Here is a 22,784-nt window from a genome sequence, read left to right on the forward strand (position 1 = left end):
GTCATTCCTCGACGACGATGGCGTGGATGATCGGCTCGCGTCGGTAGGTGCGACGCATCCACGAGGCGGCGGTGCGCTCGATGGACTCCTCGGCGTCGGCCGGCGTCTTCCCGTCCGCCTTCTTCAGGGCCGAGGCCAGCTGCTGGGTGAGCGGCTCGAAGTCGCGCAGGTCCTCCATGAGGCCGTGCATCACGTACTCCGGCGGCTCGGCGAACGTGCCGCGCTCGACGTCGACGATCGCGATGATCGTGAGCATGCCCTCGTTGGCGAGGGTGCGCCGCTCCTCGAGCGTGTGCTCGGTCGTGCGGCCGACCACCATGTTCTCGACGTAGACGTGCTCGTTCGGCAGGTGTCCGCTGACCCGGGCGTGGCCGTCGACGAGGTCGACGACGTCGCCGTCGGTGCACAGCAGCACCGAGGAGTGGGGGATGCCGGTGCGCTCGGCGATGGCGCCGTTGGCGTGCAGGTGGCGCCACTCGCCGTGCACCGGCAGCACGTGCTTGGGTCGCACGATGTTGTAGCAGTACGCGAGCTCGCCGGCGCTGGCGTGGCCCGACACGTGGACCTTCGCGTTGCCGGAGTGCACCACGTTGGCGCCGCGGAACGCGAGGCCGTTGATGAGCCGGAAGACGGCGTTCTCGTTGCCGGGGATGAGCGAGCTGGCCAGGAGCACGGTGTCGCCCTCGCCGACGTCGATCTGGTGGGTGCCGTCGGCCATGCGGGCCAGTGCGGCCATGGGCTCGCCCTGGGAGCCGGTGCACACGAGCACGACCTGGTTCGGGGCGAGGTTGTTCGCGGCCTTGAGGTCCACCAGCAGTCCCTTGGGCACCTTGAGGTAGCCGAGCTCCTGGGCGAGGGCCATGTTGCGCACCATCGACCGGCCGACGAACACGACCTTGCGCCGGCTGGCGTGCGCGGCGTCGAGCACCTGCTGGATGCGGTGCACGTGGCTGGCGAAGCTGGAGACGATGATGCGGCGCGGGGCCGTGCGGAACACGGTCTCGATGGCCGGCTGCAGCTCGCGCTCGGAGGTGGTGAAGCCCGGCACCTCGGCGTTGGTCGAGTCGGTGAGGAACAGGTCGACGCCCTCCTCGCCGAGCCGCGCGAACGCGCGCAGGTCGGTGATGCGGTCGTCGAGCGGGAACTGGTCCATCTTGAAGTCGCCGGTGTGCAGCACGAGGCCGGCGGACGTGCGGATGGCCACGGCGAGGCCGTCGGGGATGGAGTGGTTGACGGCGATGAACTCCAGCTCGAACGGACCGAGCTTCATCACGTCGCCGGCGGCCACGGTCTTCAGGGGCGGGTCGACCGTGTGCTCGCGGAACTTGGCGCTCACGAACGCGAGGGTGAGCTTGCTGCCGATCACCGGGATGTCGCCCCGCTCGCGCAGCAGGTAGGGCGTGGCACCGATGTGGTCCTCGTGGCCGTGGGTGAGCACGAGGCCCACCACGTCGTCGAGCCGGTCACGGATGGCCGAGAAGTCGGGGAGGATCACGTCGATGCCCGGCTGGTGCTCCTCGGGGAACAGCAGGCCGCAGTCGACGAGCAGGATCTTGCCGTCGTGCTCGAAGGCGGTCATGTTGCGGCCGACCTCGCCGAGGCCGCCGAGCGGCATGACCCGCAGGCCGCCCTTCGGCAGGCGGGAGGGTGCCTGGCGCCTCGGCTTCGTGGCGGAGCGGTTGTTCTTGTTGGTGTTCCCGTTCCCGTTGCGGTTGCGGTTGTTGCTGCGGTTGCCGTTGTTGTTGGCCATGGGGTTCCTCAGGAGGTGGGAGTGCGGTCATCGACGTCGGCTGAGAGCGACTCGAAGGTGATGTCTGGGTGGTTGCGGGCGACGAACTGCAGCCGCCAGCGGTCGGAGAAGACCGCTAGGGCAGCGCCGTCGCTGCGTTCGAACGTCTCCACGCCGTTGGTGCCGGCGAGGGTCTCGCGGTCGGCCGGCTCGATGCGCCGGGCGACGGTGTAGGGGAGGGGCTCGAGCCTGGTCTCGGCGTTGAACTCGCGGGCCAGGCGGTCGGTCACGACCTCGAACTGCATGGGGCCGACGGCCGCCAGGACCGGGGCCTGGTCGCCGCGGAAGTCGGAGCGGAGGACCTGCACGACGCCCTCACGGTCGAGCTGCTCGATGCCGCGGCGGAACTGCTTGAAGCGCGAGGTGTCGCGCGCCGTGATGGTCGCGAAGTGCTCGGGGGCGAACTTGGGGATCGGCGGGTACACGACAGTCGGGCCGAGGTGCAGGGTGTCGCCGATGGCGAGCTGGGACGCGTTGACCAGCCCGATCACGTCGCCGGGGTAGGCGAGGTCGGTCGTCTCGCGGTCGCGTCCGAACAGGTTCTGCGCGTACTTGGTGGCGAACGGCCGCCCGCTCTGGGCGTGGGTGACGACCTCGCCGCGCTCGAACACGCCCGAGCAGATCCGTGCGAAGGCCACGTGGTCGCGGTGAGCGGTGTTCATGCCCGCCTGGATCTTGAACACGAAGGCGCTGAAGGGGGAGTCGACCGGTCGCGGGTCGCCCTTCGCGTCCAGGCGCGCACGAGGCGCGGGCGCCAGCTCGAGCATGACCTCGAGCAGCTGGGTGATGCCGAAGTTGAGGGCCGCCGCTGCGAACAGCACGGGCGTGGTGCGACCGGCCAGGAAGGACTCGGGGTCGTGGTCGGCGCCGTCCGCGCTCAGGAGCTCGACGCCGCCGACGGCCTCCTGCCACGGGTCGCCGAAGACCTCGTCGGCGCGCTCGGGTGCGTGGACCGTCTCGCCCGCGCGGGTGGCGCCGCCGGAGGTGCGCTCGTACTCGACAGCGTGACCGTGCCGACGGTCGAGCACGCCGCGGAAGTCGCCGGCGATGCCGATCGGCCAGGTGATCGGCGTGGGTCGGATGTCGATCCGCTGCTGGATCTGGTCGAGCAGCTCGAGGGGGTCGAGTCCCGGTCGGTCCCACTTGTTGATGACGGTGATGACGGGGATGCCGCTGCGGTGGCAGACGTCGAACAGCTTGAGCGTCTGGGGCTCCAGACCCTTGGCGCCGTCCAGCAGCATCACCGCGAAGTCGACGGCCGAGAGCACGCGGTAGGTGTCCTCGGAGAAGTCGGCGTGACCCGGGGTGTCGACCAGGTTGATGACGTGGCCCTCGTGCTCGAACTGCAGCGCCGTCGAGGAGATCGAGATGCCGCGGGCCTTCTCCATCTCCATCCAGTCCGAGACGGTGGCCCTGCGCCCGGCCTTGCCGTGCGTGGCGCCGGCCTCCGAGATCACCCGGGCATGCAGGGCCAGGGCCTCGGTGAGCGTCGACTTGCCGGCGTCGGGGTGCGAGATCACCGCGAAGGTCCGGCGGCGAGCCGCCTCGGCGAGCAGGGAGGTGGGGGAGGACATCGACCCGACTCTAACGGCGCGGCAGTGTGCACGGACCGGCAGCGCCGTCTTGCGGGTCGCGCGACGACACACGGACGGGGTCCCGACCACCTCTCCTGTGGCCGAAGGACCCGCCCCACGGGCCTCGCGATTCCCATCACCTGATGGGAATCGCGAGCTCACCTGGGTTTCCTGCCACTCACCGTGGCGTGCGCGCCATGGTGAGTGGGGGAGAACCGAGGTGGGTGCGGGGCACTCGGCTCTGGCGGGCCCTCAGGTGCGGGCGGGAATCTCGAGCGTGGGCGCGAGGCCCGGTCGCCGACGCACGATCGCCTCGCCCGGCGTCCGCTACGGTGCAGGCCGGGACGCGTCCGAAGGAGGGGTTCGATGGTGAGGTTCGAGGAGCTCGACTGGGCCGAGACCCCGTGGGGCCTCATCGTGCTGCGGCGGCGGTTCGACCTCGCCACCCAGCGCGACGTGCACGAGGTCAAGCTGGGCGACGACTACCTCATGTCGAGCCAGTTCACCGTCAGCGAGCGGGCGCTCGCGACCCTGGGCCTCGACGCCGCCGACGGTGACGAGCTGTGCGTCCTGGTCGGTGGGCTGGGACTCGGCTACACCGCCTTCGAGGCGCTGCGCGACGACCGCGTCACCGAGCTGATCGTCGTGGACGCACTGGCTCCCGTCATCTCCTGGCACCGCGACGAGCTGTTCGACGACACCCGCGGTCTCGCCACGGACCCCCGCACCAGCCTGGTGCAGGACGACTTCTTCGACCTCGTGCGTGCCGAACGGCTCGAGCGGCCGGTCGACGTGCTGCTCGTCGACATCGACCACGCACCCGACCGCGTGCTGCGCACCGACCACGGTGACTTCTACACCGTCGAGGGCCAGCAGGCGGCCGCGCGCATGCTCACGCCGGGCGGGATCTTCGGGCTGTGGTCCGACGAGCCGCCGGACACCGAGTTCGTCGCCGTGATGCGCGCGGCGTTCGCCGAGGCCGAGGCGCACGTCGTCACGTTCGACAACCCGCTGACCGGGGGAACGTCCACCGCGACGATCTACGTGGCCCGGCGCGACGCCGCCTGAGCGTCGCGGCTGGTCAGTGGGGCTGGTCAGTGGGGCTGGTCAGTCGGGGGTCGCCTCGTGGTGACGCCGGCCGCGCGTGCGCCGGTCCTCCTTCATCTCGGCCTCGAAGAGGTGCGGCTTGCCCTCCGCGAGGTCGTCGCGGGCGGCACGCTCCAGGTCGCGGAAGGTGGCGTAGTAGCCCTCGTCGTACTCCTCCACGAGCTGGAAGGTCCACCGGCCCTCGATGACGTTGCGGCCGATGAGCTCGGTCTCGACCCGGTCGGCCAGCTCGGCGTGACCGGCCTCGCGCAGCATGTCGGCCGCCTCGCCGGCCTGAAGGTCCGCATGTCCGGACAGGCGGTGGAACGCGTACAGCGAGCCACGGGCCTCCTCGACGGCCTCGAGCGCCTCGCTCAGCTTCCCTAGCGCCTCGACCGTGGCGTCGGTGACGCCGTCGGGTCGACGGTGGCGGTCGGCGGGACGGTCCTGCTGCTCAGCGGTCATGTCTCCACCGTCGCACCATCGGACGATCGCGGCATCCGCTGCGAGGTCGCGCAGACCTGCGGACCTTGGCGGGGTCGGCGAGACTCGAGGCATGAGGCTTCTCGGACTGGGACTGGCGGCCGTGCTCGTGGCGGGCTGCTCCAGCGACACCGACCGCAGCGACGACGCGGAGGCCACGCCCGGCTCGACGTCGGCGTCGAGCGCGAGCGGCAACCCGCCGTTCGAGGTGGAGGAGATCGACGCCTTCGACGCCCCGTGGGCCATGACGTTCCTGCCCGGCAGTGGTGACCTGCTCGTGACCGAGCGCACCGGCACCCTGCACCTGCGCGACGCCGAGACCGGCGACCGCGTCGAGGTCGACGGCGTGCCCGACGTCGCGGTGGCGGGCCAAGGCGGTCTGGGCGACGTGGTCGCCGGGCCGACCTTCGAGGACGACCAGCAGGTGTTCCTCAGCTGGGTGGAGCCCGGCTCCGGAGGCAGTGGCGCCGTCGTCGGCCGCGCGACGCTCGAGACGTCCGACGACGAGGCGTCGCTGGCCGACCTCGAGGTCATCTGGCGCCAGACGCCCAAGGTCTCGGGCAACGGGCACTTCTCGCACCGCATCGCCGTGGACCCCGACGGCGAGCACCTGTTCGTGTCGTCGGGTGACCGGCAGAAGAAGACGCCGGCGCAAGACACGTCGAACACACTGGGCACGATCGTGCGGCTCACGCTCGACGGCGAGCCGGCCGAGGGCAACCCGCTGGCCGACGAGGGCGGCGCCTCGGCCGAGATCTGGAGCTACGGGCACCGCAACCCGCTGGGCCTTGAGTTCGCTCCGGACGGCACCCTCTGGTCCAGCGAGATGGGTCCCGAGGGCGGCGACGAGCTGAACGTGATCGAGAAGGGCGCCAACTACGGCTGGCCCGAGGCGTCGAACGGCAGCGACTACGGCGGTGGCGAGATCCCCGACCACGCCGACGGCGACGGCTTCGAGGCGCCGAAGACCGGCTGGACGCCGTCGATCTCCCCGGGCAGCCTGATGATCTACACCGGCGACCTGTTCCCGGAGTGGACGGGCGACGCGTTCCTCGGCGCGCTGTCCGGCGAGGCGCTCGTGCGGGTCGACGTCGACGGCACCACCGCGGGCGACGACGAGACGCTCTGGGACGGCGAGCGCGTCCGCGCCGTCGAGCAGGCCCCCGACGGCTCCATCTGGATCCTGGAGGACGAGGGCTCCGGCCGCCTGCTCCGCCTCGCCCCCGCCTGACGGCGGTGGGTGATTCCCAGGTCGACCTGGGAATCACCCAGCGTTCTGAGGCGGCTGGCCCTTCGCTCGCCGCTGCGCTGCTCGGTCCGGCTCTGAGGTGCTGCTGTGACGCTCCGGCCGTCCTTTCACGTGCTGCTGCGTCGCTGTGAGTCCGAGTGGGTGTGGTCTCCGAAAGGCCTCGACCGGAGCAAGGATTCTCCTTCTGCGTGGAACGGTCCACGAGAAGGGAGAATCTCTGCCCACCCACCCACCGCACGACGCGGCCCGGCCGACGCAGGATTCTGCCTTCGCGTGCAGAGACCCGAACGATGTTGCGTTCACGACGGGATCCCGTAGCGAACGCAGCATCCTTCGACCCATCACCCACGAACGCAGAACCTTGCGACCCCCGAGCCGCGCTCCGAGTGCTCGCCCGAGCCCGGACCCGTCCGCCGGTCGAGGCCCTTTCGGAGACCGCTCCCACTCGTAGCCACGGTGACGCAGCCGTAGGCCAAGACCCAGCCGAGGGAGCTCCGCAGCAAGCGGTGGTCCAGCCGAGCGACGCAGCAGCAGTCGAGACCCCGGCCACGACGACGCCCCAGCCGGCGAGAGCCCTTCGACGCTCAGCGCACGGGGTGACCGGCCTCGGCCAGCAGCTCGACCGACCGGTCCCAGAGAGCGCGGGCCGCGTCGGGGTCGAGGGCGTAGGCCCGGACGCCGTGCACGCCGTCGACGATCTGGTCGACGACCTCGGCCTCGTGGCAGTCCTCGAAGTAGCGACCACCCGAGCCGACCACCTCGGGGTGGACGGCGAGCAGCACCGACGTCGCCGCGCCCTGCTCGGGGGTCTTCACGACGCCCGAACCGGCCGTCTGCCGCTTGAGGTCCTCCAGGTGCGAGGGGTCCCAGTGCTTCTGCAGGCCCGTCCAGATGCCGCCGGGCATGAGGGCGTCCGCGGTGATCCCCTCGTCGGCCCACCGACGGGTCAGCTCGACGGCGAAGAGCACGTTGGCCGTCTTCGACTGCCCGTAGGCGAGTCCTGGGTCGTAGGCGCGCCGCTCGAACATCAGGTCGTCGAGCACGACGGGGGAGGACCCGTGGCCGCTGGAGGAGACGACGACCACCCGGGCCGCGTCGGCGTCGGCGAGCGCGTCGTGCAGACCGAGCGTCAGGGCGAAGTGGCCGAGGTGGTTGGTCGCGAGCTGGAGCTCCCAGCCGTGCTTCGTCGTGCGGTGCGGCGTGTCCATGACGCCGGCGTTGTTCACGAGCACGTCGAGCGGGCCCTCCCAGGCCGCGACGAACGCGTCGACGGAGTCGAGGTCGGTGAGGTCGAGGTGTGCGCCCCGGACCTGAGTGTTGCCCGTGGTGCCGACGACGTCCGCGGCGGCGCGCTCGGCGGCCGCCAGGTCGCGGGTCGCGATCGTCACGGACGCATCGGCCGACGCGAGCGCACGCGCCGTCTCGATGCCGATGCCCGACGCTCCTCCGGTCACGACGACGGTGCGCCCGGTGAGGTCGATCCCGTCGACGACCTCGAGGGCCGTGCTGTGGGCGCCGAGGTCGGCCAGTGGTGTGGTCATCGGTGGACTCCCTTGCGCCAGGCGCTGTACGAGGTGAGACGTTGCGAGGTCGGTCGCTCCAGCCACCGCCACGGGTGGACCACCGCGAGGTCGAGGTGCGCCGCCCGGTTCGTGAACCACGGCACCGGCGCGAAGGTGGCGGCAAGCGGTCGGCCGGCCAGCTCCTCGCCGACGTCGCCGAGCCGCACCTCGACGTCACGACGGGACGCGAGGTCGGCCAGGCACTCGGCGAGGAACACGAGCCGCTTGCCGGACAGGCGCAGCTCGCGCAGCTTCGGCTCGTCGAAGACGTAGACCACCGGGAGGTCGGGTTGGGCCACGAGGGCGGGGTCGGCGTCGCCGAGCGACTCGGGCGTGAGCCAGACGGCCTCGGGCGTTCCCTCGACCACCGGTGAGTCCGGACCCGGGCCAGGTGCGCCGGCGGCGTGCCCGACGCGGACCGGGGCGTGCTCGACATCGGGCCCGGGCGTGGCGTCCGGCCACCCCTGGATCGGACACGCGTCGCGGAGGGCGCACCCCCGGCACAGCTCGGGGGCTCTCTTCTCGACCTGCCAGCGGCTGAAGCCGTAGGGCTTTCCGGTGCCCGCGCCGACGGTCCACTGCCAGCCGAGCCGGTTGGCGGCGCGCGAACCGTCGAGCAGGTGCCGGTAGAAGTGGTCCTCGCCCGCACGCCAGTCGCGTCCGTGCCTGACGGTCCAGTGGGAGGCGAACCACATGCGCGTCTGGTTCACGAGCCAGCCGTCGGTCTCCAGCGACGTCTGCACCCAGTCGATGCAGGCCATCTGCTCGTCCCAGTCGGGGTCGACGTCGGGGTGCGGCGGCTCCCGGCGCAGGGGCTCGCGCATGGCGGGTCCGAGCCGGGCGTAGACATGGCGGGCGTACTCCTGCCAGAGCAGCTCGTCGCGGTAGCGGCGGCGGTCCGCCGCGGGAGCGTCGGCCACGGCGTCCCACATCGTCGGCAGGTCCAGCAGGCCGTGGGTGATGTACGGCGAGAGCCGGCTGGCGCCCCGCCGAGACTCCGGCAGCACGGTCGAGCGCGAACGCGCGTAGCCCGCGACGTCGAGGGTCGCGAGGGCGGTGTCGGCCGCGGTCTGCCCGCCGCGGTGCCCGCCGGGGCGGACGGCGTCGGGTCCCTCGAGCGTCAGGCTGCCGAGGTGCTCGGCCACCCACGCCACGACCGCGTCGGTGTCGTCGACCGGCGGCAACGGGGGGAGCGAGGGCACGCGACCAGCGTGCCACCGGCCGAGCCGCCCGACGACTCGAAACGAGGCGAACCGGGACGCTCTTCCCAGAGGCGCACCCCGGCGGGCTGTCCTAACCTGGCTTGATGGCCGAACGCTTGAACGACCGCTACGAGCTGGGCGAGGTCCTGGGCTCCGGCGGCATGGGTCAGGTCTACCGCGCCCGCGACCTTCGCCTCGGTCGCGACGTGGCCGTCAAGGTCCTGCGCGGCGACCGCGTCGGCGACGACGCCGCTCGGGCGAGGTTCATGGCGGAGGCCCGGACGTCGGGCCTGCTGAACCACCCCGGCATCGCGACGGTCCACGACGTCGGCGAGGACGACGCGAGCCCCGACGGCGACCCCTTCATCGTCATGCAGCTCGTCGAGGGCGTCCCGCTGTCGGACGTGCTGCGACGGCGCGGTGCGCTGGGCGTCGAGCCCGTCGAGCGGCTCCTCGGTGGTGTCGGCGACGCGCTCGCCGCGGCGCACGAGGCCGGAGTGGTGCACCGCGACGTCAAGCCCGCCAACATCGTGCTGTCCACCGACTCGCGGCCGGTGCTCGTGGACTTTGGCATCGCCCTGGGGGTGGCGCCGGAGCCGCTCACCGAGACCGGTGCCGTGCTCGGGACGGTCGAGTACATCAGCCCGGAGCAGGCACGCGGACAGACCGCCACGGGCGCGTCCGACGTCTACTCGCTCGGTCTGGTCGCCTACCAGTGCCTCACCGGCACGTCGCCGTTCCGCCGCGAGACGTCCGTGGCCGCAGCGCTGGCCCAGGTGAGCGAGGAGCTCCCGGCGCTGCCCGCGTCGGTGCCGGACGAGCTGGCGCGCCTGGTCGTGGCGATGACGGCCAAGGATCCTGCGCTGCGCCCGACCGCTGCACAGGTTCGCGACACCGTGGAGCGCAGCACCGGCGGAGCGACGTCGGTGATCCCCGCGCTGACCGACGCGCCGACCGGCCCGATGACGGTCGCGCACACCGGTCCGGCGACCGTCGTCTCGCCCGCACCGCTGGCGGCTGCCGGGGCGGCGTCGGCGACCACGCAGGTGCCGGCGCAGGACGACGAGCGACGGCGCGGTGCCACCCGGACACGGATGTTCGCCGGTGTGGCCGCCCTGGCCGTCGTCGCGCTGCTGATCGGCATGAGCGGCGGGCTGTTCGGCGGCGTGTTCGGTGGGGACGACCCCACCGTGCCCGACGTCGTCGGCCGGTCGGTCGACGACGCCACCGACGAGGTCGAGGACGCTGGCGGGCGAGTGCGCATCACGGAGGTCGACGCCCCGGACGTCGAGAAGGGCGTCGTGGCCGCGCAGAGTCCTCGCGCCGGTGGGCCGCTCGCCGACGGTGACGTGGTCACCCTCGAGGTGGCCTCCGGCTTCGTCTCGGTGCCCGACGACCTGGTGGGCACGTCGGTCGACGACGCCACCGACGCGCTCGAGAAGCTCGGCTTCGACGTGAAGACCTCCCCGGTCGCGTCGGCTGAGCCGGCGGGCACGGTGTTGGCGCTCGACCGCACGGGTCGCCAGGAGGTGGGCGCGACCGTCACGTTGTCGGTCTCGTCGGGCTCCGGGTCGGGCACGTCCGGCGGGGAGGACCCGGCCGAGCCCAGGGAGAAGAAGCCCGAGGAGCCGAAGGGCGAGGAGAAGAAGGAGCCCAAGGAGGAGAAGCCGGCGAAGCCGAAGGACGAGGAGCCGTCCGAGACCGTCGAGCCGATCGAGGAGACCGCCGAGCAGGCGGACACGACGGCCGGTGGGAAGGGCAAGGGCCAGGGCAGGCCCTGACCGTTCGGGACGCCGCGGTCAGTCGGTGCTCAGGGACGACAGGCGCAGCACGGGCCAGCCGATCTCGGTGCGCCAGGCAGTCGGTTCGGACGTGTCGCGCGGGCCGACCAGGTACGTCTCGTGCACGACGTCGCCGATGGTGAGGACGTGCTCGCCGACCCAGGAGCCCAGTCGGGCGTAGGACTCGTCGATGGTCCCGTGGTCACCCTCGTGCACGACCACGGCCAGCTCGACGGCCGGGAGGTCGAGAACCTCCACGCCCGCCACGGGGTTGACCCGGGCGTCGTGGTCGACCGTGTACTCGAGACTGACCGAACCCGTGCCGTCGGCGAAGAGTGCGTTGGCGTACCGGCCCGACAGCGGGCCGCGACGTGACGCAGGCTCCACGGCGGCGTCGAGGACCGCGACGGCAGCGTCGTACCAGTCGAGGACGTCGTCGTGGTCAACGGTCGCGCGTACCGCGGCGACCGACCGCGACGGCAGGGTGCGCAGCTCGACCACGGGATCGGGGTCGGGCTGCAGCAGCCGGTGCAGGGCGGTGACGGTCGACCGGGTCCGCGCGAGCTCGGCTTCGAGCCGCTGGAGGTGCTCGGCGATGATCGACGACCGCTGCGCCGGGTCGTCGGTCGCCATGACCGTCTTCACCTGGGGGAGCGGAAGGTCGAGCTCGCGCAGACGGTGGATGACGCGCGCCGTGGCGATCTGCTCGTGGGTGTAGCGGCGGTACCCGCTGGAGGCGTCCACCTCGGCCGGCTCGAGCACGCCGGCCTGGTGGTAGTGGCGCAGCGTGCGGATCGACAGGTGAGTCAGGGCGGCGAAGTCGCCGATCGTCATGGCGCTGCTCATGCTCACACTCTGCACCCTCTCCCTGCTGGAGGGTCCAGTGCTTGACCCTCCAGCAGGGAGAGGGTCCACGGTCGTGCCATGAGCACCTACGAGAACCAGACCGTCACCCTGTCCCTCGACGCACTGCCGAGTGCTGTGCGCACCTTCGTCACGGCCCACCAGGCCCACGACCGCGAGACCGAGCTGTCGTGCTTCGCCGAGGACGCGACCGTGACCGACGAGGGCCACACCCACACCGGGCTCGCCCAGCTGCGCGCGTGGCTCGGCAAGGCGGAGAGCGAGTACACCTACACGACCGAGGTCACGGGCGCCGCGAGCGCGGGCACCGATCGCTACGACGTCGTGCACCACCTCGAGGGCGACTTCCCAGGAGGCGTCGCGGACCTGCACTTCCGCTTCGTCCTCGACGCCGCCGGTCGGATCGCCTCGCTCGTGATCGAGCCTTGAGCTACCCCAGGAGGGGGTAGTCGGGCTCGTCGCTGGGCAGACGTCCGGTGGCGCGGAGCACCTCGTCCGCGCCGTCGGCCGGCAGAGGGCGTCCACGCAGCTTCGCGAGCACCCCCACGGTGTGCTCCAGTGCGTCGGCCGGGGGAGTGCCGTGCGCGTCGAGCAGGTGCACGGTGGCCTCGACGACGAGCGTCGAGCACAGGTTCTCGACCGTCAGGGAATGTCCTTGCGTGCTGACCAGAGCCGACGTCGGGCTCGACGCCGCGTGCACGACGGCTGCCGACGTGCCGCGCCACTCCTCGACCAGCTGCTCCTGGTCGTAGGCCGCGGCACACGCGCCCACGAACCGGGCGTGGGAGTCCCCACCGTCTCCCTCGTCCGGGTGGAACGACCGCCAGTAGGTGACCGCGTCGACGTCCGGGTCGACGTGCGCGGGCGTGGCGAGCGCGACCAGCGCGCGGCGGGCGTCGAGGAGCTGGTGGAGCAGCAGCTCCTTCACGGTCCATGCGCTTGCCCGCGACGGCCGACCGAGCTGCTCCGGCTCCAGGCCGTCGAGGTGGTCGGTCCAGGCGGCGTACACGGACGCGAGCGCGGGTGCCATGCGTCCATCGTGCACCGGCCGAGGACGGTTGACATCCGGGCACACGCGGAGGTGGATGGACCCATGACGCAGCTGCCTCGCCTCGACCACGTCAACGTGACCGTCGCCGACCTCGACGCGACGATCGCCTTCTTCACCGGTCTCGGGCTGGAGCTGGACGCCCGGATGACGATCGAGGGGGAGTTCCTCGACACCGTCGTCGGGATGGAGGACGCGAGCACCGAGACCGTCTGGCTGCGACCGCCGGGCGGCGGGGGAGCGCTGGAGGTCTCGCGCTACGACCGACCCGGCACGGTGGCCGCCGACGCCGCAGAGCCGAACGTCGTGGGTCTGCGGGCGGTGTGCCTGGAGATCAACGACCTCCGCGCGACCATCGAGCGGCTCGTGTCCGAGGGTCATGAGCTCGTGGGCGAGGTCGGCGAGCACGAGGGCACGTGGCTCATGGCCTACGTCCGCGGGCCCGAGGGGATCATCGTGTCCCTGACCGAGCGCATCGGCTGACACGTCAGCGGCAGGCCGGCTTCTTCGCCGAGGCGAACGCGTCGTCGAGGCGATCGGCGAGGTCGGGGTGGTCGTCCCGGAACGGGTCCAGGTAGCGGTCGTCCGCGAGGCCGCTCCGGGCGAGGGCGACGTTGAGGGAGCGCCCCTCGCCGTCAAGGACCTCGGCGACGACCCGTCCGTAGTCGTCCTCGTCGTAGGCGTCGGCCGTGAAGCCGCCGGCCAGGAAGTTCCGGGTGAAGGCCTCGGCCTCGTCGAAGCACCGCTCGTCGGGCTCGGGGGTGTTCACCATGCCGAGCCGGTACTCGCGGCCGTCGGAGGCCTCGAAGGAGTCGCCGTCCTTCAGGTCGGTCACCGTGAGGCGCCCGGTCGTGCTCGTGCTGGTGGTCGGGGGCTTCGCGGTGCCGCCGTCGTCGGACGTCATGCCCAGCTCCGAGACGGCCAGCCACACCAGGGCGAGGATGCCGACGACCCAGACCAGCCGACGGGCGCGGGAGGGGGCGGAGCTCACCGGCCCAGCATGGCAGCGGTCGGGTGGTCGACGGGTGCAACGACACGGAGCGGCCCCGAGCGCGTGGCTCGGGACCGCTCCGTCAGGTGGTGCAGTCCGTCAGGCGGGTGCTACCGGACGGCGTCGAGCGCGTCGACCATGCCGTTGCCGGCATAGCTGTTGTTCGCCGCCGACCCCTTGCACGGGGCTCCGCCGGCACCGATCGCCTGCTCCGGCGCGCAGGGCCGCTGATCGGCCTGCTTGGCCAGCTGCTTCAGCATCTTCTTCGGACCCCAGGTCGGGTGCTGCGACTTCATCAGCGCCGCCACGCCCGCCACGTGCGGCGACGCCATGGACGTGCCGCTCTTGAGGCCGTAGCCGTTGTCCTTCACGATCGTCGACAGGATCGACGAGCCGGGAGCCGCGACGTCGATGATGTTCAGACCGCGGTTGGAGAAGTACGACAGCTGGGTCTCGTTGGTCGCACCGATCCGCGCGTACGACGAGACGGTGACGACGTCGGGCAGCTCGGTCGGGATGTCGAGGCACCCGTTGTTGATGGTGCGCTCGATCGGCGTGCTGTCGTTCGGGCTGGTGTCGTTGGTCGTGTTGTTCGTCAGGTCGGTGCCGGAGTTTCCGGCGGCCGCGACGTGCAGCGCGCCCTGCTTGGTCGACCACTTCACGGCACGGCCGACGGCGTCGAGCACGGCGCCCTGGTCGGCCTGGTCCTTGCACCAGTACTCGAACGGGTCGATGTAGTAGCTGTTGTTGGTGACGTCCATGCCCTTGAGGCCGGCCCACATGAAGCCGCAGATGGCGTACTCGGGGTAGATGAACCCGTCGTCGTTGACGACCTTGACCGAGGCCATGCGCACGTTCGGCGCGACGCCGGTGATGCCGACGCCGTTGCGGTCGGCGCCGATGGTGCCGGCCACGTGGGTGCCGTGGTCGCTGGTGGTCGGCTGCCAGCCGGTGGCCGAGCGGTCGACCGTGCCGGCGTCGGTGCAGTTGACCGAGTTCTTGACGTCGATGTTCGCGGCCAGGTCGGGGTGGTCGGCGTCGATGCCGCTGTCGAGCACGCCGACCAGCACCTTCTTCGACCCGTCGGTGATCTCGTGCGCGTGGTCGGCCTTGATGTGCGCCATGTCCCACTGCTCGCCCTCACGCGGGTCGGGCTTGACGTACTCGTCGGCGGTGTTGGCGAACTCCTCCTTGACCACGCCCTGGCTCTTGCGCAGCGTGGTGGCCTCGGTGCGCTCGCTGACCGGGACGGTGCGGGTGGCGCCGACCGACGCGACGCTCTTGCGTCCGAGGCGGTAGACGTCGGCGCGGAAGTCGGCGTGGGTGGAGTGCGCGACGATCACGCCGATCTGCGGCCACTGCTGGATGACCGTGCCGCCGGCCTTCTTCACGATGGCGCGTGCGTCGGCGGTGCCGGTGGCGTTCGCCTTCTTGGCGTTGACCACGTAGCTGCTGACCTGGCCCTCGGGCGTGGCGATCGGCACGGGCGTCGACTTCGCGGTGGTGGCGGCGCCGGCGCTGGTGAGCGTGGTGGCGACGACCCCGAGGGCCAGAGTGACGGCCCCGATGGTGAGCCCGCGTCGGGCTCGAGACATACCTGTGTTCACGTGTTGTCCCCCCTAGGAACTGCCGGCGGCCGCGAGAACGCGACGCAGAGACCGGCCTGTTCACCTCACCACACGGCACCGACAGCGTCCAGGTTCCGGCGGTTGCGATGTGGTTTCGACACGCACCGGTCTCGTGGTGCCGAGCGTCGACGGGGGTCGGGTTCAGCGGCGGCGCAGGCGCAGGTACGTGACCGCGTCGAGCCGTCCCTCGTCGACGAGCTCGAGGTCGAGATTCGCTTCGTGGGGGAAGGCCCGGAGGCCGCTGCCCACGACCTTCGGCACGACGTAGAGGCGGAACTCGTCCACGAGGCCGGCGCGGATGGCCGGAGCGGCGGTGGTGGGGCCGAAGATCTCGACGTCGCCGGGTGCGTCGCGCACGATCTGCTCCAGCTCGTCGAGCTCGAGGTGGGGCACGAGGCGGGCACCCTTCGAGAGGTCGTCCTGCGACAACGTGGACGAGGCGACGATCTTCTCGGTGCCGGCCCACAGGCGAGCCCACTCGTGCTCGGCGGGGCCCCACGCGCCGGGCTCCGGCTCGGCGTCCCAGTACGCCATGAGCAGATGGGTCTTGCGTCCGTGCACCTCGGTGGAGACCTGGGACAACCGGTCGATGTGCGCGGCGAACACGGCATCGCCCGGTCCGGCCCACTGGAAGTCGCCGTCGGCGTCGGCCACATAGCCGTCGACGGACATGGTGGCGGTGAACGTCAGGGTGCCCATGCAGCAGCGTACGTCGGCCCACGGTCGGCGGGCACGGGTCCGAGACTTCGCGTCAGGGAGCGGATGACGGCTCGGGCTCGGCCGCAGGGGTTGAGGCGGAGGTCGTGGGCGTCGGCTCGGGGTCGGGGTTGGTCCCGCACTCGGGGTAGGTGCCGGGCGGCTCGGCGCACGGCCAGAAGATGAGGGTGACGGTCACGCGCACCGTCTCGCCGGGTTCGACGGTGACCACCTTCGCCTGCGACCGGTCGCCCTCGACCGGGTTGGTCTGGCCGTACCAGGCCGACTCCCAGTCGTCGTCGTCCGACCCGGCGCTGACGACGTAGCGGCCTGGGGCGACGCCCTTCAGGGTCCACGACGGACGGTCATTGCCCATGCCGCTGTCGTAGCGCTGGCCGGTGTCGACGTTCGTGGCAGCCACGCCGCTCTCGATCGGACGCTCCCCGGTGGACGTGGCGACGGTGACCACGATCGTGCCGGTCGATGCGCCGCCGGTGCTGGTCTGGTCCGCGCCGGAAGGGTCGTCGGAGGCCTTGACGTCGTCGGTCGGGCTCGCCGAAGCCGTGGGTGTGGTCGACGTGGTCGGGGTCGCCGTCGTGTCCTTCTCGTCCGACCCGCCTGAGGTGAGCGCGAAGGCCGTCCCGGTGCCGAGCGCCAGCACGAGGACCGCACCGACCACGGCGCCCAACCGGGCGCGGCTGCTCATCTGGTTCCACCACGTCATCGTTCGTCCCCCCTCGCGCGGACGGTGTCGTCCACGGCACCGAGTCCACCACCACGTGGGAAGAATGTCCAGGAACATCGTGCGTGCTGTCGAGACCTGGGTCGTCGACCACCGTGTCGGAGCCACCTGGCACCGTTCACGACATGAGCGATCCCGAGCAGGCCGGCACCTACGCCGCCGAAGACCTCGTGGCTGAGTGGCTCGACGCTGTCTCGCCCGACGACGGCGCCGTGCAGGTCCGGCTGAACCGCGGTGGCGGGGCCCGGTGGGTCACGTTCACGCCCGAGCCCGAACCGCGGTTCACGCGCCCGTCGGAGGTGCAGCGGTTCGTCGACGCCGCCCTCGAGCGGCTCCGCGCGCAGACCAAGCAGTTCGGCTCGGGGTACCGCGGGCGGGAGGCGAAGGAGGTGCGCGTCGTCGCGCACTCGGGCAAGGGACGCGCGTCGTGCCGCGACGGCACCATCTGGCTGCCGCAGCGCGAGCGCGGGGGAGCGTGGGCGCTGCGCGGCCTGGTCGCGGCGCACGAGCTGGCGCACCACCTCAACACCGGCCTCGACGGCGCGATCATCGACGAGCACGGCGCCGGGTTCCGCGCCACGTTCGTGCAGCTGCTCGAGGACCTCGGGTGGAGCGAGGTCGCGGCGATGCTGCGTGCCGCGTACACCGAGGTCGGCGTGGACCGCCCCGAGGGCGTCGACGATGGCATGGTCGCCAAGGTGGGCAAGCTGCTGCGCCACGCCGAGGGCGCCTCCACCGAGGCCGAGCGCGACGCGTTCCTCGCCAAGGCGCAGGAGCTGGCCACCACGCACTCCATCGAGCTGACGCTCGCGCGCGCCGGGGCGAGCCAGGGCGAGGCGGCGGCGCAGCCGACCTTCGAGGCAGTGCGCCTCGGGCACAGCGGCCAGCGCTCGAACGTGCGGTACGTGAGCCTGATGATCGCGGTGTCCCGCGCCAACGACCTGCGCTGCACGATCCGCGGCGACAACACCGGCGTCACCTTGTTCGGCTTCGCCACCGACATCGAGGTGGCCAAGACGCTCTACGCCTCGCTCGTCATCCAGATGGTGACCGACGGCGACGCCTACCTCCGCTCCGGCGCCCACAAGCCGGTGCACGGCAGCACCGCCCGCGCGGCCTTCTACGCCGGCTGGACCGAACGCATCGGCGAGCGCCTGCACGAGGCGCAGTCCCGCGCGCAGCTCGAGGCCGGAGCCGCCACGGAGCGCGTCGACGACGCCACCGGCGAGGTGTCTCTGGCCAAGGTCCCGGCGCTGATCGCCAAGGACGTCGAGGTCGAGGACTACTACGGCTACATGCTCAGGCAGCACGGCGTGCGCGGCACCTGGCGCGGCGGCTCGCAGGTCCGCGACGTCGGCTCCGTCGTCCGCGGCATGAAGGCCGCCGACCGTGCCCGTCTAGGACGGGCGGGGGAGATCTCCGCCTGACTGCGTCGGTCTCAGCTCGTCTCGAACGAAGTGATGACGTGCAGCCTGTGTCGACGAGCTAGGCAGCGAGCCTCAGGAGGTCACGCCACGCCGTCACGTCAGGCCGCCGGCGCAGCATCTGCCGCCGCTCGCGCTCCGTGGCTCCTCCCCAGACGCCCCACTCGATGCGGTTGTCGAGCGCCTCGGCCAGGCACGCCGCCTTCACGTCACACCCGTTGCAGATGCGCTTGGCGATGTTCTGCTCCGCGCCCTTGACGAACAGATCGTCCGTCGCCGTACAGGCGGCTCGCGTCGCCCAGTTCTCGTCCCACATCTTCGTACCCCCCGATCGGCCTTCTGACGGGGATGAGACGGGCGGCTTGCCGGGACGTGACGCGATGGCGGACTCATTGTTCTGTCGCGATGAGCTGTCGAGCCGGGGCCGTCTTGCGGCGGGGTGCCAGCGGTCCGCACACGCAACGACCCCTGCCCGCGCAACGCGTCTCCGCGCCGCAGGACAGGGGTCGTTGTCGACCGTCGAGAGGTGGCTCAGTCGTGCTCAGCCACCCCGTCGATCAGATGTCGTAGTACAGCTCGAACTCGTGCGGGTGCGGACGCAGCTGGACCGGGAGGATCTCCTCGGTGCGCTTGTAGTCGATCCACGTCTCGATGAGGTCGGGCGTGAACACGTCGCCCTGGGTCAGGAACTCGTGGTCCTGCTCCAGGTTGTCGAGCACCGCGTTGAGCGACGTCGGGACCATGTCGATCTCGTTGTACTCCTCCGGCGGCAGCTCGTAGATGTTCTTGTCGATCGGGGCCGGCGGCTCGATCTTGTTCTTGATGCCGTCGATGCCGGCCATCATCAGGGCCGAGAACGCCAGGTACGGGTTGCTCGACGGGTCCGGGCAGCGGAACTCGATGCGCTTGGCCTTCGGGTTCGAGCCGGTGATCGGGATGCGGACGCAGGCTGAGCGGTTGCGGGCCGAGTAGACCAGCGCGATCGGGGCCTCGAAGCCCGGGACCAGACGGTGGTAGCTGTTCACCGAGGGGTTGGTGAACGCCAGCAGCGACGGCGCGTGCTTCAGGATGCCGCCGATGTAGTGGCGCGCCAGGTCGGACAGTCCGCCGTAGCCGGCCTCGTCGTAGAACAGCGGCGAGCCGTCCTTCCAGATGGACTGGTGCACGTGCATGCCCGAACCGTTGTCGCCGAAGATCGGCTTCGGCATGAAGGTCACCGTCTTGTCCGCGGCCCAGGCCGTGTTGCGGACGATGTACTTGAACTTCATGACGTCGTCGGCTGCCTTGAGCAGCGTGTCGAACTTGTAGTTGATCTCGCCCTGGCCGGCGGTCCCGACCTCGTGGTGGCCACGCTCGAGGACGAGGCCCGCGTCGGCGAGGTTCGACATCATGTCGTTGCGCAGGTCGGCCGTCTGGTCGGTCGGCGCGACGGGGAAGTAGCCGCCCTTGTAGCGGACCTTGTAGCCACGGTTGTCCGTCAGGTCCCCACCGGTCGACCAGGCCGACTCCAGCGACGTGATCTCGTAGAACGACTTGTTGGCGCTCGTGCCGAAGTTGACGCGGTCGAAGATGTAGAACTCGGCCTCAGGGGCGAAGAAGGCGGTGTCACCGATGCCGGTGGTGGCCAGGTACGCCTCGGCCTTGCGGGCGATGTTGCGGGGGTCGCGCGAGTACGCCTCACCCGTGATCGGGTCGTGGACGAAGAACTCCATCGCGAGCGTCTTGCGCGCCTTGAACGGGTCGAGGTAGGCCGTGCCGAAGTCGGGGAACAGCACCATGTCGGACTGGTCGATGCTCTGGAAGCCGCGGATCGACGAGCCGTCGAAGGCCACACCGTTCTCGGCGGCGTCGGCGTCGAACGTCCACGCCGGCAGCGTCACCTGCTGCTGGATGCCGGGCAGGTCGGTGAAGCGGACGTCGAGGTACTCGACGCCTTCGTCCTTGACGTACTTGAAGAACTCGTCGGCATTGCCGAACATGGGGCCTCCTCGGCCACGCGTGGGTGGCCAGATCGTCGATGTGGCGGGAGCGGCGCCTCGGCGTCCGCGTCACCGACGCTAGGCAGCGGCAGTTTCCCGGTCGTCACTCCATTGTTTCCGGCATGTTACAAGTCCCTGTGACACGTGAACCAGCGGTGACGGACTCAGTGGCTCGGGCCGGGCCGATAGGCTCAGCGACGTGTACGACGTCTCGTTCGGCCGCCGCCTGGTCTCGCTCCTCATCGACTGGGCCGTCGCGACGCTGAGCGTCGTGGCCGTCACCCGCACGCCGCTGGCGGGGGAGGGAGCGGTCAGCTCGTTCTACACGCTCGGCGTGTTCTTCCTCGAGGTCACGCTGCTCACCGGCACGCTCGGCTTCTCGATCGGCAAGCGGATCATGAGCATCGGCGTCGTCGGCCCCGACGGCCGCCCCATCGGGGTGCCGAGGGCCGCGCTGCGCACCGCGCTGCTGTGCCTCGTGGTCCCTGCGCTCATCCAGAACGAGGACCAGCGCGGGCTGCACGAGATCGTGTCGGGCTCGCGGGTCGCACGTCGCACCCCGCCGTCCGCGTCGCGCACCTGAGCGTACGCGCGTGACCTACTGGTCGAGGTCGGCGCGGTTGCGCTCCACGGAGACCGCGCGGTCGCCCTCGAAGCAGAAGCGCGCCACGCCTCGGTAGGAATCGCGGTACGACGTCTTGGCGTACAGGCACTGGGCGCCGGACGGCTCGGGCGCGCCACCCTCGTCGAGGAAGGTCTGCGCCAGCTCGTCGTCATCGGTCGCGCCCCGGTCCTTCGCCGTCTCGGGCGTCAGCTGGTCGCCGCGCGCCTCGAGGGAGCGGTACGTCTGCGCCGACATCTCACCGGGAGTCGCACTGCCTCCGCACCCGGCCAGCACGGCCGCAGCTGCGAGTCCGGTGGCCAGGCCCCGCCAGCGCGTCGAACGGTGCATCAACCGCGCATCGCCCGGCGCGCGCCCTTCATGCTCGTGGGCACGGGCCCACGCGGCATGGGTGCGGTCGGACGCATCGCGTCGAGCGCCTTGAGCTTGTTGATGATCGCCGTCTGCTCGGCCGGCTTGACCGACTTCGGCATCTTGCGCAGGTGCTTGACCAGCTTGGGCAGCGGCACCTCGCCGTCGCCACGACCCACGACGACCTCGTGCACCGGCACCGAGTCGCCGACGATGCGCACGTGCTTCTTGCGCTCGGCTGCGAGCAGGCTGCGCACGCGCGAGCCGTTGCCCTCACCGACGAGGACGATGCCCGGGCGACCGATCACGCGGTGCATGACGTCCTGGTTCTTGGTGAACCCGGCAGCCGGTTTGACGTTCCAGCCGCGCTTCATCATCTGCAGCGCACCGGCGGCGGCACCGGGCTGGCCCTCCACCTGGGCGTAGGCGGCCTTCTCGGCGCGGCGGCCGAAGACCGCCAGCAGCGCGAGGATGCCGATGAGGATCGAGAAGACGACCGTGATGATCGTCCCGAACAGGCCCGTGCCCAGCACGAGCACACCGAGGATCGCGGTCACACCGGCGCCGATCAGGAACGTCAGCAGCAGGATCAACCCGATGTTGCGGTCGTTCTGCTTGGTGATCGTGTACGCCTGGCGCAGCTGGGCCAGGCGTCCCTTCGGTGGCGCGGCGGGGTTGGACATGACCCCATCCTACGATGCGGCTACGCGACGCCGTCCGTGTGGCGCAGCACGACCTCGCCCGTGGTCTGACGCTTCTCGACGGCCTGCTGGTACAGGCGGCCGGCGCGGTAGGACGAGCGCACGAGCGGGCCGGACATGACGCCGGCGAAGCCGATCTCGTCGGCCTCGTCCTTGAGCTCCACGAACTCCTCGGGCTTGACCCAGCGCTCCACGGGGTGGTGGCGCGGGCTGGGCCGCAGGTACTGCGTGATGGTGATCAGGTCGCAGCCGGCCTCGTGCAGGTCTCGCAGCGCCTGCGAGACCTCCTCGCGGGTCTCGCCCATGCCGAGGATCAGGTTGCTCTTGGTGACCAGCCCGTAGTCACGCGCCTGCGTGATGACGCCGAGCGACCGCTCGTACGTGAACGCCGGACGGATCCGCTTGAAGATGCGCGGCACGGTCTCGACGTTGTGCGCCAGCACCTCGGGGCGGGAGTCGAAGACCTGCTCGAGCAGGTCGGGCTTGCCGTTGAAGTCGGGGATGAGGTTCTCGACGCCGGTTCCCGGGTTCAGCTCGTGGATCTTGCGCACCGTCTCGGCGTACAGCCACGCGCCGCCGTCGGGAAGGTCGTCGCGCGCCACACCGGTGATGGTGGAGTAGCGGAGCTGCATCTTCTGCACGCTCTCGGCCACACGACGTGGCTCGTCGAGGTCCAGGGCGGACGGCTTGCCGGTGTCGATCTGGCAGAAGTCGCACCGCCGCGTGCACTGCTCGCCGCCGATGAGGAAGGTGGCCTCGCGGTCCTCCCAGCACTCGAAGATGTTGGGGCAGCCGGCCTCTTGGCAGACCGTGTGGAGCCCCTCGCCCTTCACGAGCTTCATCAGCTCGTTGTACTCCGGCCCCATCTTGGCGCGGGTCTTGATCCACTCGGGCTTCTTCTCGATGGGGGTCTGCGCGTTGCGGACCTCGAGCCTGAGCATCTTGCGGCCTTCGGGTGCGATCGTCACGCCCTCCACAGTACGCCGCCGACCCAGCCCCATCTCGTCCGCGG

The 22,784-nt window shown here is 71.0% G+C and carries 23 protein-coding genes; 7 read left to right on the plus strand and 16 right to left on the minus strand.

Annotated features, from left to right (window positions below):
• Nucleotide 1: 1 nt before the first annotated feature.
• The gene (locus tag NBW76_RS08490) at nt 2-1,615 is read right to left on the minus strand and encodes a ribonuclease J (RefSeq protein WP_235493034.1); all 1,614 of its coding nucleotides are present in this window, start codon (nt 1,613-1,615) and stop codon (nt 2-4) included.
• 143 nt (nt 1,616-1,758) lie between these two features.
• On the minus strand, nt 1,759-3,363 hold the full coding sequence (locus NBW76_RS08495) for a peptide chain release factor 3 (RefSeq protein ID WP_055965599.1): 1,605 nt from the start codon (nt 3,361-3,363) through the stop codon (nt 1,759-1,761).
• Between the two features lie 366 nt (nt 3,364-3,729).
• Between NBW76_RS08495 and NBW76_RS08500 the strand changes: the two genes are divergently transcribed.
• Entirely contained in the window at nt 3,730-4,431 is a 702-nt protein-coding gene (locus tag NBW76_RS08500; RefSeq protein ID WP_056555495.1) for a spermidine synthase, read from the plus strand.
• Between the two features lie 39 nt (nt 4,432-4,470).
• Here the strand turns inward: NBW76_RS08500 and NBW76_RS08505 are convergent, their stop codons facing one another.
• Entirely contained in the window at nt 4,471-4,914 is a 444-nt protein-coding gene (locus NBW76_RS08505; RefSeq protein WP_055965604.1) for a hypothetical protein, read from the minus strand.
• 91 nt (nt 4,915-5,005) lie between these two features.
• On the opposite strand from NBW76_RS08505, the gene NBW76_RS08510 reads away from it, so the two are divergent.
• Complete coding sequence (locus NBW76_RS08510) at nt 5,006-6,163, plus strand: PQQ-dependent sugar dehydrogenase (RefSeq protein ID WP_056555498.1); 1,158 nt, start codon at nt 5,006-5,008, stop codon at nt 6,161-6,163.
• Nucleotides 6,164-6,765: 602 nt separating this feature from the next.
• Here the strand turns inward: NBW76_RS08510 and NBW76_RS08515 are convergent.
• A complete protein-coding gene (locus NBW76_RS08515) occupies nt 6,766-7,722 on the minus strand; it encodes an SDR family NAD(P)-dependent oxidoreductase (protein WP_056555501.1) in 957 nt (318 codons plus the stop codon).
• Nucleotides 7,719-8,945, minus strand: a complete 1,227-nt coding sequence (locus tag NBW76_RS08520) for an FAD-binding domain-containing protein (RefSeq protein ID WP_056555503.1) — start codon at nt 8,943-8,945, stop codon at nt 7,719-7,721. The genes NBW76_RS08515 and NBW76_RS08520 overlap by 4 nt, the downstream gene beginning before the upstream one ends.
• Nucleotides 8,946-9,049: 104 nt before the next feature.
• Here NBW76_RS08520 and NBW76_RS08525 point away from each other — a divergent pair, with 104 nt between their 5' ends.
• Nucleotides 9,050-10,726 carry a protein kinase gene (locus tag NBW76_RS08525; RefSeq protein WP_082481980.1) on the plus strand — a complete coding sequence of 559 codons (1,677 nt, stop codon included), beginning with the start codon at nt 9,050-9,052 and terminating at the stop codon, nt 10,724-10,726.
• A gap of 18 nt (nt 10,727-10,744) precedes the next feature.
• Here NBW76_RS08525 and NBW76_RS08530 read toward each other — a convergent pair whose 3' ends face one another.
• Nucleotides 10,745-11,572 (minus strand): MerR family transcriptional regulator, encoded by an 828-nt coding sequence (locus tag NBW76_RS08530; protein ID WP_056555509.1) that lies wholly within the window; start codon nt 11,570-11,572, stop codon nt 10,745-10,747.
• Between the two features lie 78 nt (nt 11,573-11,650).
• Here NBW76_RS08530 and NBW76_RS08535 point away from each other — a divergent pair, with 78 nt between their 5' ends.
• Nucleotides 11,651-12,019, plus strand: a complete 369-nt coding sequence (locus NBW76_RS08535; protein ID WP_056555512.1) for a nuclear transport factor 2 family protein — start codon at nt 11,651-11,653, stop codon at nt 12,017-12,019.
• A gap of 1 nt (nt 12,020) precedes the next feature.
• Here NBW76_RS08535 and NBW76_RS08540 read toward each other — a convergent pair whose 3' ends face one another.
• On the minus strand, nt 12,021-12,620 hold the full coding sequence (locus tag NBW76_RS08540) for a maleylpyruvate isomerase N-terminal domain-containing protein (protein WP_056555515.1): 600 nt from the start codon (nt 12,618-12,620) through the stop codon (nt 12,021-12,023).
• 63 nt (nt 12,621-12,683) lie between these two features.
• Between NBW76_RS08540 and NBW76_RS08545 the strand changes: the two genes are divergently transcribed.
• Nucleotides 12,684-13,121, plus strand: a complete 438-nt coding sequence (locus tag NBW76_RS08545; protein WP_055965621.1) for a VOC family protein — start codon at nt 12,684-12,686, stop codon at nt 13,119-13,121.
• 4 nt (nt 13,122-13,125) lie between these two features.
• Here the strand turns inward: NBW76_RS08545 and NBW76_RS08550 are convergent, their stop codons facing one another.
• From NBW76_RS08550 to NBW76_RS08565, 4 genes are all read right to left on the minus strand, one after another.
• Entirely contained in the window at nt 13,126-13,629 is a 504-nt protein-coding gene (locus NBW76_RS08550) for a thermonuclease family protein (protein WP_056555518.1), read from the minus strand.
• Nucleotides 13,630-13,739: 110 nt separating this feature from the next.
• Nucleotides 13,740-15,224, minus strand: coding sequence for a S8 family serine peptidase (locus NBW76_RS08555; protein ID WP_056555521.1), 1,485 nt, complete (start codon nt 15,222-15,224; stop codon nt 13,740-13,742).
• 174 nt (nt 15,225-15,398) lie between these two features.
• Nucleotides 15,399-15,956, minus strand: a complete 558-nt coding sequence (locus NBW76_RS08560) for a dihydrofolate reductase family protein (protein WP_056555524.1) — start codon at nt 15,954-15,956, stop codon at nt 15,399-15,401.
• Between the two features lie 52 nt (nt 15,957-16,008).
• On the minus strand, nt 16,009-16,677 hold the full coding sequence (locus tag NBW76_RS08565) for a hypothetical protein (RefSeq protein WP_056555527.1): 669 nt from the start codon (nt 16,675-16,677) through the stop codon (nt 16,009-16,011).
• A 143-nt stretch (nt 16,678-16,820) separates the two neighbouring features.
• Between NBW76_RS08565 and NBW76_RS08570 the strand changes: the two genes are divergently transcribed.
• Entirely contained in the window at nt 16,821-18,122 is a 1,302-nt protein-coding gene (locus tag NBW76_RS08570; protein ID WP_082481981.1) for a DUF2786 domain-containing protein, read from the plus strand.
• 58 nt (nt 18,123-18,180) lie between these two features.
• On the opposite strand, the gene NBW76_RS08575 is transcribed toward NBW76_RS08570, so the two are convergent.
• Complete coding sequence (locus tag NBW76_RS08575; protein WP_055965630.1) at nt 18,181-18,435, minus strand: WhiB family transcriptional regulator; 255 nt, start codon at nt 18,433-18,435, stop codon at nt 18,181-18,183.
• A gap of 241 nt (nt 18,436-18,676) precedes the next feature.
• On the minus strand, nt 18,677-20,098 hold the full coding sequence (gene glnA / locus NBW76_RS08580; RefSeq protein ID WP_055965632.1) for a type I glutamate--ammonia ligase: 1,422 nt from the start codon (nt 20,096-20,098) through the stop codon (nt 18,677-18,679).
• 199 nt (nt 20,099-20,297) lie between these two features.
• Between glnA and NBW76_RS08585 the strand changes: the two genes are divergently transcribed.
• A complete protein-coding gene (locus NBW76_RS08585) occupies nt 20,298-20,681 on the plus strand; it encodes an RDD family protein (protein WP_055965635.1) in 384 nt (127 codons plus the stop codon).
• Nucleotides 20,682-20,696: 15 nt separating this feature from the next.
• On the opposite strand, the gene NBW76_RS08590 is transcribed toward NBW76_RS08585, so the two are convergent.
• From NBW76_RS08590 to lipA, 3 genes are read right to left on the minus strand one after another with little or no spacing between them, the layout of a single operon-like run.
• On the minus strand, nt 20,697-21,050 hold the full coding sequence (locus tag NBW76_RS08590; protein ID WP_056555530.1) for a hypothetical protein: 354 nt from the start codon (nt 21,048-21,050) through the stop codon (nt 20,697-20,699).
• Entirely contained in the window at nt 21,050-21,754 is a 705-nt protein-coding gene (locus NBW76_RS08595; protein WP_056555532.1) for a DUF4191 domain-containing protein, read from the minus strand. Before NBW76_RS08595 ends, NBW76_RS08590 begins: the two co-directional genes overlap by 1 nt.
• 20 nt (nt 21,755-21,774) lie before the next feature.
• Nucleotides 21,775-22,713: a lipoyl synthase gene (lipA, locus tag NBW76_RS08600; RefSeq protein WP_200914523.1), complete on the minus strand. Its 939-nt coding sequence runs from the start codon at nt 22,711-22,713 to the stop codon at nt 21,775-21,777.
• Between the last annotated feature and the right edge of the window lie 71 nt (nt 22,714-22,784).

This window comes from Aeromicrobium sp. Leaf245, assembly GCF_942548115.1.
GTDB lineage: Bacteria > Actinomycetota > Actinomycetes > Propionibacteriales > Nocardioidaceae > Aeromicrobium.

Bases quoted from the DNA above. Each gene is read 5' to 3' on its own strand.
- NBW76_RS08490 (WP_235493034.1), bottom strand. From the start codon at position 1,615: ATGCCGCTCGGCGGCCTCGGCGAGGTCGGCCGCAACATGACCGCCTTC.
- NBW76_RS08495 (WP_055965599.1), bottom strand. From the start codon at position 3,363: ATGTCCTCCCCCACCTCCCTGCTCGCCGAGGCGGCTCGCCGCCGGACC.
- NBW76_RS08500 (WP_056555495.1), top strand. From the start codon at position 3,730: ATGGTGAGGTTCGAGGAGCTCGACTGGGCCGAGACCCCGTGGGGCCTC.
- NBW76_RS08505 (WP_055965604.1), bottom strand. From the start codon at position 4,914: ATGACCGCTGAGCAGCAGGACCGTCCCGCCGACCGCCACCGTCGACCC.
- NBW76_RS08510 (WP_056555498.1), top strand. From the start codon at position 5,006: ATGAGGCTTCTCGGACTGGGACTGGCGGCCGTGCTCGTGGCGGGCTGC.
- NBW76_RS08515 (WP_056555501.1), bottom strand. From the start codon at position 7,722: ATGACCACACCACTGGCCGACCTCGGCGCCCACAGCACGGCCCTCGAG.
- NBW76_RS08525 (WP_082481980.1), top strand. From the start codon at position 9,050: ATGGCCGAACGCTTGAACGACCGCTACGAGCTGGGCGAGGTCCTGGGC.
- NBW76_RS08530 (WP_056555509.1), bottom strand. From the start codon at position 11,572: ATGAGCAGCGCCATGACGATCGGCGACTTCGCCGCCCTGACTCACCTG.
- NBW76_RS08535 (WP_056555512.1), top strand. From the start codon at position 11,651: ATGAGCACCTACGAGAACCAGACCGTCACCCTGTCCCTCGACGCACTG.
- NBW76_RS08540 (WP_056555515.1), bottom strand. From the start codon at position 12,620: ATGGCACCCGCGCTCGCGTCCGTGTACGCCGCCTGGACCGACCACCTC.
- NBW76_RS08545 (WP_055965621.1), top strand. From the start codon at position 12,684: ATGACGCAGCTGCCTCGCCTCGACCACGTCAACGTGACCGTCGCCGAC.
- NBW76_RS08555 (WP_056555521.1), bottom strand. From the start codon at position 15,224: ATGTCTCGAGCCCGACGCGGGCTCACCATCGGGGCCGTCACTCTGGCC.
- NBW76_RS08560 (WP_056555524.1), bottom strand. From the start codon at position 15,956: ATGGGCACCCTGACGTTCACCGCCACCATGTCCGTCGACGGCTATGTG.
- NBW76_RS08565 (WP_056555527.1), bottom strand. From the start codon at position 16,677: ATGACGTGGTGGAACCAGATGAGCAGCCGCGCCCGGTTGGGCGCCGTG.
- NBW76_RS08570 (WP_082481981.1), top strand. From the start codon at position 16,821: ATGAGCGATCCCGAGCAGGCCGGCACCTACGCCGCCGAAGACCTCGTG.
- NBW76_RS08575 (WP_055965630.1), bottom strand. From the start codon at position 18,435: ATGTGGGACGAGAACTGGGCGACGCGAGCCGCCTGTACGGCGACGGAC.
- glnA (WP_055965632.1), bottom strand. From the start codon at position 20,098: ATGTTCGGCAATGCCGACGAGTTCTTCAAGTACGTCAAGGACGAAGGC.
- NBW76_RS08590 (WP_056555530.1), bottom strand. From the start codon at position 21,050: ATGCACCGTTCGACGCGCTGGCGGGGCCTGGCCACCGGACTCGCAGCT.
- NBW76_RS08595 (WP_056555532.1), bottom strand. From the start codon at position 21,754: ATGTCCAACCCCGCCGCGCCACCGAAGGGACGCCTGGCCCAGCTGCGC.
- lipA (WP_200914523.1), bottom strand. From the start codon at position 22,713: ATGCTCAGGCTCGAGGTCCGCAACGCGCAGACCCCCATCGAGAAGAAG.